General features: G+C 71.3%; 16 protein-coding genes. 10 read left to right on the top strand and 6 right to left on the bottom strand.

The window, feature by feature from the left end:
- The first annotated feature begins 18 nt into the window (after positions 1-18).
- The 3 genes from ACZCAH_RS11040 to fbaA all read left to right on the top strand — a co-directional run bounded on the left by ACZCAH_RS11040 (position 19) and on the right by fbaA (position 2,533).
- Entirely contained in the window at positions 19-696 is a 678-nt protein-coding gene (locus ACZCAH_RS11040; RefSeq protein WP_464341125.1) for a DedA family protein, read from the top strand.
- Positions 693-1,343, top strand: coding sequence for a TrmH family RNA methyltransferase (locus ACZCAH_RS11035; RefSeq protein WP_464341124.1), 651 nt, complete (start codon positions 693-695; stop codon positions 1,341-1,343). The genes ACZCAH_RS11040 and ACZCAH_RS11035 overlap by 4 nt, the downstream gene beginning before the upstream one ends.
- A 164-nt stretch (positions 1,344-1,507) precedes the next feature.
- Positions 1,508-2,533, top strand: a complete 1,026-nt coding sequence (gene fbaA / locus ACZCAH_RS11030) for a class II fructose-bisphosphate aldolase (protein ID WP_464341123.1) — start codon at positions 1,508-1,510, stop codon at positions 2,531-2,533.
- Between the two features lie 262 nt (positions 2,534-2,795).
- Here the strand turns inward: fbaA and ACZCAH_RS11025 are convergent, their stop codons facing one another.
- From ACZCAH_RS11025 to ACZCAH_RS11000, 6 genes are all read right to left on the bottom strand, one after another.
- A complete protein-coding gene (locus tag ACZCAH_RS11025; protein ID WP_464341122.1) occupies positions 2,796-3,122 on the bottom strand; it encodes a DUF2516 family protein in 327 nt (108 codons plus the stop codon).
- Between the two features lie 74 nt (positions 3,123-3,196).
- Positions 3,197-4,483 carry an FUSC family protein gene (locus tag ACZCAH_RS11020; RefSeq protein ID WP_464341121.1) on the bottom strand — a complete coding sequence of 429 codons (1,287 nt, stop codon included), beginning with the start codon at positions 4,481-4,483 and terminating at the stop codon, positions 3,197-3,199.
- Positions 4,480-4,914 (bottom strand): hypothetical protein, encoded by a 435-nt coding sequence (locus tag ACZCAH_RS11015; protein ID WP_464341120.1) that lies wholly within the window; start codon positions 4,912-4,914, stop codon positions 4,480-4,482. Before ACZCAH_RS11015 ends, ACZCAH_RS11020 begins: the two co-directional genes overlap by 4 nt.
- 112 nt (positions 4,915-5,026) lie before the next feature.
- Positions 5,027-6,148, bottom strand: a complete 1,122-nt coding sequence (gene ygfZ, locus ACZCAH_RS11010; protein WP_464341119.1) for a CAF17-like 4Fe-4S cluster assembly/insertion protein YgfZ — start codon at positions 6,146-6,148, stop codon at positions 5,027-5,029.
- Positions 6,141-6,788, bottom strand: coding sequence for a heme-binding beta-barrel domain-containing protein (locus ACZCAH_RS11005; protein ID WP_464341118.1), 648 nt, complete (start codon positions 6,786-6,788; stop codon positions 6,141-6,143). Before ACZCAH_RS11005 ends, ygfZ begins: the two co-directional genes overlap by 8 nt.
- A gap of 147 nt (positions 6,789-6,935) precedes the next feature.
- On the bottom strand, positions 6,936-7,685 hold the full coding sequence (locus ACZCAH_RS11000; RefSeq protein ID WP_464341117.1) for a hypothetical protein: 750 nt from the start codon (positions 7,683-7,685) through the stop codon (positions 6,936-6,938).
- Between the two features lie 136 nt (positions 7,686-7,821).
- On the opposite strand from ACZCAH_RS11000, the gene mshD reads away from it, so the two are divergent.
- The 7 genes from mshD (at position 7,822) to pstB (ending at position 14,774) form a co-directional block, all read left to right on the top strand.
- Positions 7,822-8,760 (top strand): mycothiol synthase, encoded by a 939-nt coding sequence (mshD, locus tag ACZCAH_RS10995; protein WP_464341116.1) that lies wholly within the window; start codon positions 7,822-7,824, stop codon positions 8,758-8,760.
- A 2-nt stretch (positions 8,761-8,762) separates the two neighbouring features.
- Positions 8,763-9,710: an NUDIX hydrolase gene (locus tag ACZCAH_RS10990; protein WP_464341115.1), complete on the top strand. Its 948-nt coding sequence runs from the start codon at positions 8,763-8,765 to the stop codon at positions 9,708-9,710.
- A gap of 26 nt (positions 9,711-9,736) precedes the next feature.
- The gene (locus ACZCAH_RS10985) at positions 9,737-10,288 is read left to right on the top strand and encodes a DUF4190 domain-containing protein (protein ID WP_464341114.1); all 552 of its coding nucleotides are present in this window, start codon (positions 9,737-9,739) and stop codon (positions 10,286-10,288) included.
- A 222-nt stretch (positions 10,289-10,510) separates the two neighbouring features.
- Positions 10,511-11,659: a phosphate ABC transporter substrate-binding protein PstS gene (gene pstS, locus ACZCAH_RS10980; protein ID WP_464341113.1), complete on the top strand. Its 1,149-nt coding sequence runs from the start codon at positions 10,511-10,513 to the stop codon at positions 11,657-11,659.
- Between the two features lie 107 nt (positions 11,660-11,766).
- Positions 11,767-12,789 (top strand): phosphate ABC transporter permease subunit PstC, encoded by a 1,023-nt coding sequence (gene pstC, locus ACZCAH_RS10975; RefSeq protein ID WP_329746457.1) that lies wholly within the window; start codon positions 11,767-11,769, stop codon positions 12,787-12,789.
- A 4-nt stretch (positions 12,790-12,793) separates the two neighbouring features.
- Positions 12,794-13,960, top strand: coding sequence for a phosphate ABC transporter permease PstA (pstA, locus tag ACZCAH_RS10970; RefSeq protein WP_329748861.1), 1,167 nt, complete (start codon positions 12,794-12,796; stop codon positions 13,958-13,960).
- A 28-nt stretch (positions 13,961-13,988) separates the two neighbouring features.
- On the top strand, positions 13,989-14,774 hold the full coding sequence (gene pstB / locus ACZCAH_RS10965) for a phosphate ABC transporter ATP-binding protein PstB (RefSeq protein WP_464341112.1): 786 nt from the start codon (positions 13,989-13,991) through the stop codon (positions 14,772-14,774).
- The last annotated feature ends 73 nt before the right edge of the window (positions 14,775-14,847 follow it).

Raw genomic sequence — 14,847 nt, 5'->3', positions numbered from 1 at the left:
GACCCCCGGGAGAACACCGTGAACATCGTCGACTGGGCGATCTCGACCATGGACGCCCTCGGACCGATCGGCGTGTTCCTGCTGATCTTCCTCGAGAACGTCTTCCCGCCGATCCCCTCCGAGGTGATCCTGCCGCTCGCGGGCGTGGCCTCCGCCGGGCCGAGCCAGTCGTACTGGCTGATGCTGCTGGCCTCGATCGCCGGCTCCGTCACCGGAGCCTGGCTGCTCTACGGGATCGGGCGCCTGCTGGGCCCCGAGCGGCTGCGGGTGATCTTCATCCGCCTCCCGCTCGTGCACGTCGAGGACTACGACAAGACCGTCGCCTTCATGGACCGCCACGGCTACAAGGCCATCTTCTTCGGCCGCTTCGTGCCCGGCATCCGCTCCCTGATCTCAATCCCCGCGGGCCTGTACGCGATGCCGCTGGGCATGTTCACGCTGCTGACCGCGCTGGGCAGCGGGATCTGGAACACGATCTTCATGACCATCGGGTATTTCATGGGCTCGAACTGGACCGTGATCGAGCCCTACACCGATGTCTTCTCGAACGTCGTCTACGTGATCATCCTGCTGGTCGCGGCCTGGTTCGGGATCAGGCTCCTGCTGCGCGAGCGGAAGCGCCGCGCGCTGGGTCTGCCCGATCCGGACGCGGAGGAGCTCGCCGAGCTCGAGAAGGAGAAGGCCGAGGGGCGATGACGCAGGCGTCCCCCGCGACGGAGGAGCCCCGCGAGGTCGGCGTCGGACCCCATCCCGAGCCCTGGCCCGAGGACCCGTGGCTGGACCCCGAGCTGCTCGAGAACGGCGATCGCCGCAACGTCGAGGACCGCTTCCGCTACTGGCGGCGCGACGCGATCATCGCCGAGCTCGACACCCACCGCCACGACCTCCACGTCGCGATCGAGAACCTCGAACACGACGCGAACATCGGCTCCGTGGTGCGCACCGCCAACGCCTTCGCCGTCGGCGCCTTCCACATCGTCGGCCGACGCCGCTGGAACCGGCGCGGCGCCATGGTCACCGACCGCTACCAGCACGAGATCCACCACGCCGACGCCGACGGACTGATCGCCTGGGCGCGCGCGGAGGGGCGGCCGCTGGTCGCGATCGACCTCGTGCCCGGCGCGCTGCCGCTCGAGCGCACTCGACTGCCGCGGAACGCCGTGCTCGTGGTCGGCCAGGAGGGACCGGGCGTGAGCCCCGAGATCCTCGCCGCCGCCGACCTCGTCGTGGGCATCACCCAGTTCGGCTCGACCCGCTCGATCAACGTCGCCGCCGCGGCCGCGATCGCGATGCACGCCTGGATCCTGCAGCACGCCGAGATCCCCGAGGGTCCGCTGCGCTGAGCCCGCCGGAGAGGACGCCGGCGCAGCACGAGGGGCGAGTGTCCATGCGGGACCTCGGCCCGGGGAGGGTCAGGCGCGCTGTGGAACAATGAGCCCGATCGGACGACCCGCGCCCCGTGGCGCCCGGAGGTCGTCACGGACTCCCATCGACGAAGGAGAACCCCATGGCAGTCGCCACCCCGGATCAGTACGCAGAGATGATCGACCGCGCCAAGGCGGGCAAGTTCGCCTACCCGGCCGTGAACGTCTCGAGCTCCCAGACCGCCACCGCCGCGCTGCAGGGCTTCGCCGAGGCGAACTCCGACGGCATCATCCAGGTGTCCTTCGGCGGCGCCGAGTACCTCTCCGGCTCGACCATCAAGGACCGCGTCGCCGGCTCCATCGCGCTCGCCGAGTACGTGCACGCGGTCGCCAAGAACTACCCGATCAACGTCGCGCTGCACACCGACCACTGCGCCAAGGAGGTCCTGCCCACCTGGGTCGAGCCCCTCATCGAGTGGGACCTCGAGAACCGCGTGAGCAAGGGCCTGGACCCGCTGTTCCAGTCGCACATGTGGGACGGCTCGGCCGTGCCGGTCGACGAGAACCTCGAGATCGCCGAGAAGCTGCTCGCCAAGACCACCGCCGCCAAGAAGATCCTCGAGATCGAGGTCGGTGTCGTGGGCGGCGAGGAGGACGGCGTCTCCGCGGACGTCGACGAGTCCAAGCTCTTCTCCACCCCGGAGGACGGCCTGAAGACCGCCGCCGCCCTGGGCCTCGGCGAGAACGGCCGCTACCTGACCGCGCTCACCTTCGGCAACGTGCACGGCGTGTACAAGCCCGGCAACGTGAAGCTCACCCCCTCGATCCTGCTGGACATCCAGAAGGCCGTGGGCGAGAAGTACGGCAAGGAGATGCCCTTCGACCTGGTGATGCACGGCGGCTCCGGCTCGACCCTCGAGGAGATCCGGACCGCGGTCGACAACGGCGTCATCAAGATGAACATCGACACCGACACCCAGTACTCCTTCACCCGCCCCGTCGTCTCGCACATGTTCGAGAACTACGACGGTGTGCTGAAGGTCGACGGCGAGGTCGGCAACAAGAAGGCCTACGACCCCCGCGCCTGGGGCAAGAAGGCCGAGGCCGGCATGGCCGCCCGCATCGTCGAGGCCTGCGAGAACCTCCGCTCGGCGGGCACCCACGCCTGATCGACGAGCTGTGAGCCCGCAGTCGTCGGCGAGGTACGAGTCGGCGGCGCAGGGCGAACGGCAGGAGATCAGGCTGTCGGACACGCCTGATCGACGAGCTGTGAGCCCGCAGTTGTCGGCGAGGTACGAGTCGGCGGCGCAGGGCGAACGGCAGGAGATCAGGCAGTCGGACACGCCTGATCGACGCCCCCTGAGCTGAGCTCAGATCACCGAGGCCCCCGGAGCACTGCTCCGGGGGCCTCGTGCTGTCCGTCGGCCGTGCTCACCAGCGGCGGCGCGGCCCCTGGGCGCGACCCATCACGCGGCGCAGCGCGGGCAGCACGTCGGCGAGGAAGACCCCGGAGATGACGATGCCGATGAGCATGAAGAGCATCGAGGCGCCCCCGTTGCCGATCGGGTAGGGGAGCGACAGGAAGCCGAGCAGCATCGCGACCCCGGTCAGCACGCACCAGAACACCTTCGAGCGCTTGTCCGCCGCGGTGTACGCGTCGGGGCGGAAGCGCAGGGCGTTCACGAAGGCCCACACCTCGACGACGAGCAGGGCGAGGGCGAGCACGGCGAGGATCCACATCTGGATGAGGGCGATCATCGCCTCAGGATACGGTCGCGTGCTGAAGGTCCTTCGAGGGCGGACCGCCTCGGGTCCGGGTGGGGAGGGACGCCTCAGCGAGTGCGATCCGGGTCCGAGCGGTCGGTGATCAGCAGCTCGAGCGCCTCGGTGGTGGCGGGCGGCTCGAGCGCGCGCATCTCGCGGGTGAGGGGGCGCGGCCCGATCGCCTCGCCGTCGGCCGCGACCACCAGGCTGGGCAGGAACCTCTTGGCCTCGACGGCGCTCAGCCCGGTCGACTGCAGCAGGTCGATCGCGAGGGAGCGCAGCTGGATGGTGAGGGTCACGCCCTCGAAGTGCCCGGCCCGCCCGGGCCGGGTTCCCTCGTCGTTCTGCAGCAGCATCTCGGGGGTGAGATAGGAGCAGAACAGCCGAAGCCGACGCCGCGCCTCGGTGAAGTCGACCTCGTCGCGCTGCACGGCCTCCTGCAGGGCACCGACCGCGTCCCGCGCGGCGAGCAGCGCGTCGGCGAGCCGCGAGTGGGCATCGCCGTGGACCGCCTCGAGGAACTCGACCTCGCGGCGGGCGATGACGCGCATGTTCCGCATCGCCCGGTCCGAGCCGATCAGGAGGTGCTGCAGCCGCTCGACCTGGTGGGCGTGCCGCACACCGGTGGGGGAGAAGGTCGCCATCTCGTTGGCGACGTCGTTGGCCAGGGTCCACTCGTCGGTGTACTTCTGCGAGCTCGAGCGCAGGCTCACGAGGGCCGCCCGCGCGACGCCGTGATCGCCGCTGCGGGCGGCGAGGGCGAGGGCCACCATCGTCTCGTCGAGCTCGCCGAAGAAGGAGCAGGCGGCGCGGGCCTGCAGGCGCAGCGGGTTCCCCGACAGCAGCAGGTGCACGATGATCGCGACGGTCACGCCGGTGAGGGCGTCGAGCACCCGTCCGCCCGGGGTCATCCCCGGGGTGACCGGCATGATCATCACCAGCAGCGACTGGATAGCGGTCTGGAAGCCGAACAGGGAGGACTTGTCGATGAAGCGGGCCAGCAGCCCGGCGACCAGCACCACCACGAAGATCTGCCAGGTGCCGGAGCCGAGCAGGGAGCGGGCCAGCTCGCCGAGGAGCACGCCGAGCATGACGCCCGACGCCAGCTCGACGACCTTGCGCATCTTCTTCTCGATGCCGAAGCCGATGATGATGAAGGCGACGATCGAGGAGAAGAAGGGATGCTCGTGGTTCCACAGGAATCCCGAGACGAGATAGGCGAGGGACGCGGCGAGGGCGGCGCGGGCGACGGTCAGGGCGTCGGACCGCCCGCGGGAGAAGCCGGTGGTGAACCAGCCGGTGATCGCACCGCGGGCCCGCTCGGGCCAGGGCGCGGGGGAGGAGAGGGGGCTCATGGGCGGACGGGGTCCTCTCGCCGCAGGCGCAGCAGCTCGGTGAGCTCGAAGGTGTCGCCATCACGCGCACCGCGTCCGACGACAAGCGGGGCGGGGGAGGGCTCCGGGTCCGCGCCGCGCAGCCGGGCCAGCAGCCCGCCCTCGACCCGCATCACGTAATAGTTGCCCGCGGCATCCACGGCGAGGGACCGGTCCTGCTTGAGATACCAGCCCTGCAGCGAGGTGCGCAGCGTGCCGGTCCCTGTGAACGGCCGTGCCCGCAGCGGGATCGGGTCGATCCCGGCGGCGGCGTACCCGGCGACCGCCTCCCGGATGAGCGCGGTGGCCCGCTCGTGCTCGTCCTGGCGGGCAGCGCGCAGGGCCTGCTCCTTGGCCTCGACCACCTCGCGGCGGTGCCGGATCCACTCGGCCTGATCGTCCTGCGCGCTCATGGCGTCCATTGTTCCAGGTGGGCGGGCGCACCGTCCGGGAGACGGCGTGGGAGGTGCGTGAAGGTGCCGCGCAGGCCGGTCCGGCGTCGCGGGCGCGGGCGCCGGCTCGGGCTCAGAGCTTCGCGGTCGCGGGGCGCTCGCCGTGGTCGCGGGCCACGACGATCGGCTCCTGCGCGGCGTCCACCCAGGTCACGCGATCCTCGCCGGATGAGTCGGCGACCGCGACCCCCACGCTCAGCGGGGCGTCGAGCGGCACCGCGCGGCGCACCACGGCGAGGGCGATCGGTCCCAGATCGGCGTGCAGCGCGGAGGAGGTGACGGTGCCGACGGCCTTCCCGTCGGCCCCTCCGAGGCGCACCTCGCCGCCCACCCCGACCGGGAGGTCCTGCGAGCCGTCGAGGTGCAGCATGACCAGCCGGCGCGGCGGCTGGCCGAGGTTGAGCACCTTCGCGACCGTCTCCTGGCCCCGGTAGCAGCCCTTCGCCGTGTGCACCGTGGTGCGCAGCAGGTCGAGCTCGTGCGGGATGGTGCGCTCGTCGATCTCGCGGGCGGCGCGGGCCCGATGGTCGGCGATCCGCAGCGCCTCCCAGGAGGACATGCCGGCCAGATGCTCCTCGGCCCAGGGGAGGCTGCGGAGGGCCGCCGCGTCGAGCACGGTGAGGACGGCGCCGACGGGATCCTCCGGATCCGGCCCGTAGGCGACACCGCCGGGGGCGACCTGCGGCCAGGGCTCGGCCCAGACGGCCACCGGATCGGGCAGGTCGAGACCGGGGAGCACCTCGGCCGCGGGCGCGAGAGCGCCGAGAACCCGCAGGTCGTCGCGGTCGATCAGCTCGACGCGGGCGGCGAAGCGCATCATCTCGAGGTAGCGCCGCAGGTCGGCTCGCGCTCCCGCGTCGAGGATCAGCAGCAGCGCCGTCTCCTCGAGGACGACCGAGGAGGCGAGATGCTCGACGCGACCCTGCGGGGAGAGCACGGCAAGGCTCGCCGAGGAGCCGACGGGGGTGCCGGCGAGGACCTGGCTGGTGATGGTGGTCATCCAGGTGCGGGCGTCCGCGCCGCGCACCTCGAGCAGCTCGAGCTGGCAGAGGTCGACGACCGCGCGCCGGTCCAGGAGTCGGCGCTGCTCGCGCAGCGGGGCGCCGTAGTGCACGGGCACCGCGGCGTCGGGGCCCTCGCCGAGCACCGCCCCGGTGACGAACAGCGGTCGATGGGCCGCGACGGGCTCAGGCACGATGCAGCTCCAGGGAGACGAAGGGGGCGAGATCCGGGTGGGGATCCGTGGCGGTGGCAGGGAGGCGCCGCTCCCACAGCCACATCATCCGTCCGGCGATGTAGCCGAACATGCGGGTGTCCGTGACCAGCGGACGACCGTCGGCCGCGCTCTGGCCGAGGGCGAGCTGTACGCGCGGTCCGCGGACCTCGCCGCGCCAGGTCTCGGAGTCCTCCTGCCCGGTCTCCCCGTCCCGGCGCGTGATGTGCGCGGTCAGGGCGTGAGAGAGGAAACCGGCGGGGTCGCCGGGGCGGGCGGCGCGCGCCGCGGCGAGGTCCTGTCCCGGCAGCGGATCGCCGACGGTCCACACGCCGTCCTCGCGCAGCAGCAGTCGGCGCGAGGCCTCGGCGGCGACGGGCTGCGCGGCGGCGAAGGCGCTCGTGGGGGGCAGCGGGGCGGAGTCGTCCAGCTCGTGGATCACCGAGCGCCAGGCGAGGGTGCCGTCCGGACGGGCGGTGGTGGTGAGGGTCTGCTCGATCCGTCGGTCGGGGACGTCGGCGTCCCCCGCACGATGGACCGCGCCCGAGCCCGACCACGACCCGACCAGCCAGGCCAGGGGGTAGAGCGACGGGGGGAGACTGGGATCCAGCTCGATTGGCATGGTGCCGCTCAGCGGGAGAAGAGACGGAGCAGCACCAGGATCGTGAAGGCGAGGGTGCCGAGGCCCACGAGGACCACGAGCGCGATGAAGAACAGGCTGAGCGCGGACATGCCCGCGAGTCTACCGGGGAACTGCGGCCCCGCGGCCTCAGGAGACGAGGACCACCGCGAGGTGCGCGAGCACGCCCACGGTCGCCACGGGCACCGCCGCCACGGCGATCGAGGGCACCGGCTCCCGGGCCACGAGCGAGGAGCCGACGAGCAGGTGGGCGCTCGAGGAGCCGACGGCGCTGACCACGCCGAGTGCAATGGCCGCGGGCAGCGACACCGCCGCCAGGGAGACCGCGATCGCGGCGGTCAGCGCGGCGCCGGCCGCCCCCGAGAGCAGGAACCGCAGCGTCGAGGGGAGCATCGTGGCGTTCAGCAGCAGGGTCGCCGCGAGGCCCGTGGCCACCGCCGTCACCACGCCGGTGGGCCCGCCGGTCTCGGCCTGCTGCTGGGCGAGGACCCATGTCGCCGCGAGCCCGGAGACGAACGCGCCGGCCACCGTTCCGGTCAGCGAGGCGGTCAGGTCGCGGCGGTCGCGCCGCAGCATCTGGTGGAGGAAGGCGGCGAGCACTCCCAGGGCGGAGACCATGAGCACCCCGCCGACGGGATCGACCCTCTCGCCCCCGAAGGCCGTGACGAGGGAGGCGGCGAGGCCCACGAGGATGATCACCGTGCGGGTCCCGGCGCGGGAGGGGAGCTCGAGCAGCTCCGACCAGGAGAGTCCGATCAGCACCCCGAGCAGCGCCGCGGTCCCCGCCATGAGCATCGGCGAGATCGGACCGGTCAGCGAGACCAGCGCCACCAGCAGGGCGAGCGCGGCACCGAGAGGGGCTCGCTCGGGAGCGGACATGAGGCCTCCCTCGCGGTCGATTCCGATGGTCAGTCCCGTGCCGCGGACGGGTCCGGGCGGGCGCTACAGTGGCAGTCTACGAGCGACCGCCGTGAGCGGTGCGCACCCTCCCCGCATCCTCGTCCGGAAGGTCCCCATGATCACGTCGACCGTCCTCGCCCCCGCGGTGCGAACGACGGTCGAGGATCTGCTCTCGCGGACCACCGCGCACGACGGCGTCGCCCCGCTCGACGAGGCCGCACGCCTCTCCCTCGCCGGGGACTCTGCCCAGCACCTGCTGCTGACCGCCGACGCGACGGATCCGGTGGACGGCACGGGCCGCGCCCCCGCCATGATCGGATACGCGAACCTGCTGCCCGACGGTACCGTCCAGGGGATGGTCGACCCCGCGCACCGCCGTGCGGGGCACGGCACGGCGCTGCTGCGCGCCGCGCTCGCCGCACGGCCCGACGCCGGGGTGTGGGCGCACGGCGCCCTCGACGGAGCCCTCGCCCTCCTCGCCGCGGAAGGCCTGGTCGAGACCCGACGCCTGCTGACCCTGCACCGCCCCCTCAGCGAGGCCGCGCCGCTCCCCGCACTGCGCCCCTCGGACCTGCCCGGTCTGCAGCTCGGGCCCTTCGACGCACAGCGCGACGCCGAGGACTGGGTGCGGGTGAACGCCGCCGCCTTCGCCGCGCACCCCGAGCAGGGCGCGATGACCCTCGAGGACCTCCGGCTCCGCCTCGCCGAGCCGTGGTTCGACGCCGAGGACCTGCTGGTCGCCCGCCAGGACGGCCGGCTGGTCGGCTTCGTCTGGGTCAAGCGCGAGGACCGCTCCCCGGGGGCCGACGCCGAGATTTACGTCGTCGGCACCGACCCGTCGGTCCAGGGCCACGGGGTCGCCGGGCACCTGCTGGGCGCCTCGCTCGCGCGCCTCGCGACGACGGGGGCCGGCGGGGTCGAGCTCTACGTGGAGGCGGACAACACCGCTGCCCTCTCCCTCTACGAGCGCTGGGGCTTCACGGTCGCGGGCCGGGACGTGCAATTGCGCGCCCAGGCCGAGGCGCCGGGATCCGCGGGGACGGGCGGGGCCTGATCATGCGCGTCGCCCCCGGCATGCCGCAGCCCGTCCTCGCCGCCGGCGCCCTCACCTGGCGCGAGGGCGCCGACGGTCTCGAGGTGATGCTCGTGCACCGCCCCCGCTACGACGACTGGTCCGTGCCCAAGGGCAAGCTGGACCCGGGGGAGACCTTCCCCGCCGCCGCCGTGCGCGAGGTGGCCGAGGAGACGGGCTTCCGGGTGCGGCTGCACCGCCCGCTGCCCGCCTCGGTCTACCTGCTGCCGGACGGCCGCACCAAGATCGTCCAGTTCTGGATCGGGACCGTCCGCGCGCAGATCGCCCCGGGGCCGAAGAACCGCGGCGAGATCGACGAGGTGCGCTGGACCTCCCTCGACGAGGCGGAGCGACTGGTCACGCGGCAGGGGGACCAGGTCGCCCTCGCGGCTCTGTGGCGCTTCCTCGACGCCGACGAGCTGGACACGGTGCCGATCATCATCCAGCGGCACGGCGCGGCGGTCTCCCGGGCGAAGTGGCGCAAGGGTGAGGCCAGCAGGCCCCTCAACAGCAAGGGGAAGAAGCAGGCGAAGGCGCTGCCGACCCTGATCGATGCCTTCGACCCGGCGAGCGTGCTCAGCAGCCCGTGGGAGCGTTGCCTGGCGACCGTGACCCCGCTCGCCTCGCTCGAGGGGCTGCGCGTGCGCACCAAGGAGCAGCTCAGCGAGGACGGGAACCGGCGCCAGCCCGCCCGCACGGCCGCGGTGATCCATCGCGTGCTGCAGGAGGCGCGCGGCACCGTCGTGTGCACGCACCGCCCGGTGCTGCCGACGGTGATCGAGGTGATCCGCGAGGTCGCGGATCCGGGGGCCGCGCTCGAACTGCCGCGCGAGGACCCCTTCCTCGCCGCGGGTGAGGCACTGCTGCTGCACACCACGGGCTCTGGCAGAGTGGTCGCGATCGAACGACACCTGCCGAACATCGGCGGATGACCCATGACGGGTGAAGGGGGAACGAGATGAACGCATCGGACAACTGGTCGGGCGGAGGCCAGGGAGGTTACGGCGGGCAGGACCCGTACGCCAGCGGGCAGGACGCGTACGCCGCGGGGGAGTCCTCGGCATCGGGCGGGGGCCCGTACGCCGGGGGCCGGGACCCCTATGCTGTCGGCAGCGATCCGTACGGACCGTCCACGGATCCGTACGCGACGAACGCCGACCCGCTCGCGGCACCCGTCGGCTTCGCGCCCGAGTTCGGGCAGGGCCCCGCATACGTCGCGCACCCGGGACCGTATGCGCCGTCGCCGCCGAGCTCCGGGACGGCGATCGCCGGCTTCGTGGTCGGCCTCGTCGGGTACCTGGCGTGCGCCGGTGTCCTGTCGCCGGTGGGCCTGGTCCTCTCCATCATGGGGATGAGGGACACCTCGCCGCAGGCCATGCCCCCCAAGGGCGGCCGGGGCCTCGCGATCGCGGGCCTGGTGATCAACATCCTCGGCCTGCTGACCCTGATCGGCCTCGTGCTCTACTTCGTGTTCATCGTCGGGCTCGTCGCCGTCTCCGAGTCGTCCTGAGGGCCGCCGCGCCGACTCCGGTCCGAGGACCCGTTACTGCTTCGTGACCAGAAGTGTGACCCATACCTATCTCTCGCTGACCTGTAGGTTCATGTGTCCGGAGGGGCTGTTCACCTGCTGTTCACACGGGAAGGGTCGTGCGGACACCTGCGCTCCTTAGCGTCCCTGACGTCAGACTTCAGACGCCATTCCCGGGCCGCCCCGGCCCCGAAAGGACTCGCAGTGACCGTTCGCAAGAACAAGCTCGTCTCCCTCGCCGCCCTCGGCCTCGTCGGCGGACTCGCCCTCACCGCGTGCGGCGGCGGCTCGGAGACCACCGATGGCGGCTCCGGTTCCTCCGACAATGGCGGCGGCGCGGCGGGTGCCGGCGGCTACGCCGAGCTGACCGGCAACCTCGCCGGCTCGGGCGCCTCCTCGCAGCAGAACGCCCAGACCGCGTGGACCGAGACCTTCATGGGCCTCGCCGGCGCCGAGGGCTCCGACCTCACCATCACCTACGACCCCACCGGGTCCGGCACCGGGCGTGAGCAGTTCCTCGCGGGCCAGGTCCAGTTCGCGGGCACCGACGCCGCCCTCGACGAGGAGGAGCTCGCTGCCTCCGTCGAGGTGTGCAACGGTGAGCAGGCCTTCGACCTGCCCGTCTACATCTCCCCGATCGCGGTCGTCTTCAACATCGAGGGCGTCGACTCCCTCAACCTGAGCCCCGCGGTCATCGGTGAGATCTTCGCCGGCACCATCACCACCTGGAACGACCCGAAGATCGCCGAGCTCAACGAGGGTGTCGCCCTCCCCGACCTCGCCGTCGTCCCGGTCCACCGCTCCGACGACTCGGGCACCACCGAGAACTTCACCGAGTACCTCTCGGCGAACGCCCCCGAGGCGTGGACCCACGGCCCGATCGAGACCTGGCCGATCGACGGTGGCCAGTCCGGTGACGGCACCTCCGGCATGATCTCCACCGTCGAGGGCGGCAACGGCACCATCGGCTACGCCGACGCCTCGCAGGCCGGCAACCTCGGCACCGCCGCCATCCAGGTCGGCGAGGAGTTCGTGGAGTACTCGCCCGAGGCCGCCGCGAAGGCCGTCGACGTCTCCCCGCGCGCCGAGGGCCGTGCGGAGAACGACATCGTCGTGGAGCTCGACCGCACCACCACCGAGGCCGGCGTGTACCCGATCGTCCTCGTCTCCTACCTGGCGCTGTGCGGTTCCTACGCCGACTCCGCCCAGGGCGAGGCCGTGAAGGCCTACGCTTCCTACATCGTCTCCGAGGAGGGTCAGCAGACCGGTCTCGAGAACGCGGGCTCGGCTCCCCTCTCCGAGGAGCTCCGCACCGAGGCGCAGGCCGCCATCGACGCGATCGCCGTCGGCTGATCACCTGCGTCGAGCGCACATCGTCGTGCCGCCGGGTCAGCTTTCTTGGCCCGGCGGCATCGGCATGTCCCCCTCCCCGTCCCCGCACGTTCTGAGGAAGGCCCCACGTGAGCAGCACTGACGCCGCCCCGGAGACTCCGCAGGCGCCCGCCGCTTCCTCCTCCATGAAGCGCAGCGGTCGTCGCCTCGGTGACTCCGTCTTCTCCATCCTGAGCATCGGCTCGGGTGTCCTCATCTTCGTCACCCTCGCCCTGGTCGCCATCTTCCTCACGAGCGAGTCGATGCCGGCGATCCGCCGCAGCAAGGAGCTCGGCTTCCTCTTCGGCTCGGAGGATCGGTCCTTCGAACTGCTCGCGGGGGTCGGCCCCTTCGTCTACGGCACGATCCTCGCGGCTCTCATCGCGCTCGTGGTCGCGATCCCGATCTCGCTCGGCATCGCCCTGTTCATTTCGCACTACGCGCCGCGGCGCATGGCGGCGGGCCTCGGCTACGCGATCGACCTGCTGGCCGCGGTCCCCTCCGTGGTCTACGGCCTGTGGGGCGGTCTCTGGCTCGTACCCCGCCTCGAGCCGCTGTACGTCTTCCTCAACTCCACCCTCGTGTGGCCCTCGTGGGTGCCCCTCGTGCCCGCGGGCGAGGCGATCATCCCCCTGTTCGCCGGGGACCCCACCGCCCCCATGCGCAACCTGGCCTCGGCCTCCGTGGTCCTCGCGGTGATGATCCTGCCGATCATCACCGCGATGTCCCGTGAGGTCTTCCTGCAGGTGCCGCGGCTCCAGGAGGAGGCGGCGCTCGCCCTCGGCGCGACCCGTTTCGAGGTCGTCAAGACGGTCGTGCTGCCCTTCGGGCGCTCGGGCGTCGTCGCCGCGTCGATGCTCGGCCTCGGCCGCGCGCTCGGCGAGACCATGGCCGTGCTGATGATCCTCGCGCCCGGCGCGACGTACTCCTGGCACATCCTGGTCGTCGGCCAGCACAACACGATCGCCTCCAACATCGCGGGCAAGCAGGCCGAGGCCTCCGGTCCGGACATGGCCTACCTGATCTACACGGGTCTGGTGCTGTTCGTGCTGACCTTCCTGATCAACGCCCTCGCCCGCTGGATCGTCTCCCGCACGACTGTGAAGGCATGACGCCATGAGCACTGCAACCACCACTGCGAAGACCCCGATCTCGGGGGCGCGCGCCTCCGAGCGCCACCTCCCCGCCTGGCACCTGCTGCTCACCGGCGCGATCGCGATCGTCGTGTCCGTCGTGCTGCTGTCCGTCTTCGAGGCGCTCGGCCTCGTCAATGTCATCCTGCTCGGCTACGTCCTGCACCTGGTGATCACCTACATCTACTCGCGCGTGCGCGAGGGGCGTCGGTGGGCCGCGGACCGCGTGATGACCCTCCTGGTGATCGGCGCCTTCGCGATCGCCCTGTTCCCGCTGGTCTCGCTGCTGTGGCAGGTGATCATCGAGGGCGGCTCGCGCCTGCTCAAGGCGGCGCCGACCCCCCTCGCCTTCTGGACCAGCGACATGTCCGGGGTCATCGGCGGCGCGGATGCGGGCGGCGTGGTCCATGCGACCGTCGGCACCCTGCTGATCACCCTCTGGGCCTCCCTGATCTCGATCCCGGTGGGCCTGTTCACCGCGATCTTCCTCGTCGAGTACGCGAGCACCGGGTGGAAGAGGACCCTCGCCAAGGGCGTCACCTTCCTGGTCGACGTGATGACCGGCATCCCCTCGATCGTGGCCGGTCTCTTCGGTCTCGCGCTGTTCATCGCGTTCATGCCGGACCAGAGCGTGCGCATGGGCATCATGGGCTCGGTCGCCCTGTCGCTGCTGATGATCCCCACCGTGGTCCGCTCGAGCGAGGAGATGCTGCGCCTGGTCCCGCTGGACCTGCGCGAGGCGGCCTACGCCCTGGGCGTGCCGAAGTGGCTGACCATCGTGCGGGTCGTGCTGCGCACCTCGATCGCGGGCCTCGCCACCGGCGTGACCCTCGCGATCGCGCGTGTCATCGGCGAGACGGCCCCGCTGCTGCTCACGGTCGGCATGGTCACCTCCGTCAACTGGAACATGTTCGACGGCCGCATGGCCACGCTGCCGACCTTCATCAACCAGCAGTACCGTGCCGGCAGGGCCAACTGCATGAGCGAGACGGTGTCCAACCCGGTCTCCGGGGCGGAGTACGCCTGCTCGGTCTCGACCAACATCGATCGCGCCTGGGCCGCGGCCCTCACGCTGATCGTGATCGTCATGGTCCTGAACCTGGTCGCCCGCCTCATCAGCCACTACTTCTCCCCGAAGCTCAGCCGCTGAGCTGACGACCCCCGCGAAAGGACTTCCGATGGCAGCCCCCCAGCCCATCACCGTCGAGGACCTCAACATCTACTACGGCGACTTCCTCGCCGTGGAGGACGTCAACGTCCAGATCCTGCCCCGCTCGGTCACCGCGCTCATCGGTCCCTCGGGCTGCGGCAAGTCGACCTTCCTGCGGACCCTGAACCGTATGCACGAGGTCATCCCCGGCGCATACGCGAAGGGCACCGTGCAGATCGACGGCCAGGACATCTACGGCCAGGGCGTGGACCCGGTGAACGTGCGCCGCCGCGTCGGCATGGTGTTCCAGAAGGCCAACCCCTTCCCGACCATGTCGATCCGCGACAACGTGCTCGCCGGCGTCAAGCTCAACAACCGCCGCATCTCCAAGTCCGCGGCCGACGAGCTGGTCGAGAGCTCGCTCAAGGGCGCGAACCTGTGGAACGAGGTCAAGGACCGTCTGGACAAGCCCGGCATGGGCCTCTCCGGCGGTCAGCAGCAGCGTCTCTGCATCGCCCGCACCATCGCGGTCAAGCCCGAGGTCGTCCTGATGGACGAGCCCTGCTCGGCGCTCGACCCCATCTCCACGCTCGCGATCGAGGATCTGATCCACGAGCTCAAGGAGGAGTACACGATCGTGATCGTGACGCACAACATGCAGCAGGCGTCGCGCGTCTCGGACCGTACCGGCTTCTTCAACATCGCCGGCACCGGCAAGCCCGGCCATTTGATCGAGATGGACGACACCGAGAAGATGTTCACCAACCCCTCGAACAAGCAGACCGAGGACTACATCTCCGGTCGCTTCGGCTGATCGACGAACTGGCGAGGAACGAGCCGGGAGGAGATCAGCTGTCCGGCAGGGCCTGATCGACGAACTGGCGAGG

This window comes from Brachybacterium sp. B718/18, from assembly GCF_055454375.1.
This window is presented reverse-complemented; position numbering and strand designations above follow the sequence as displayed.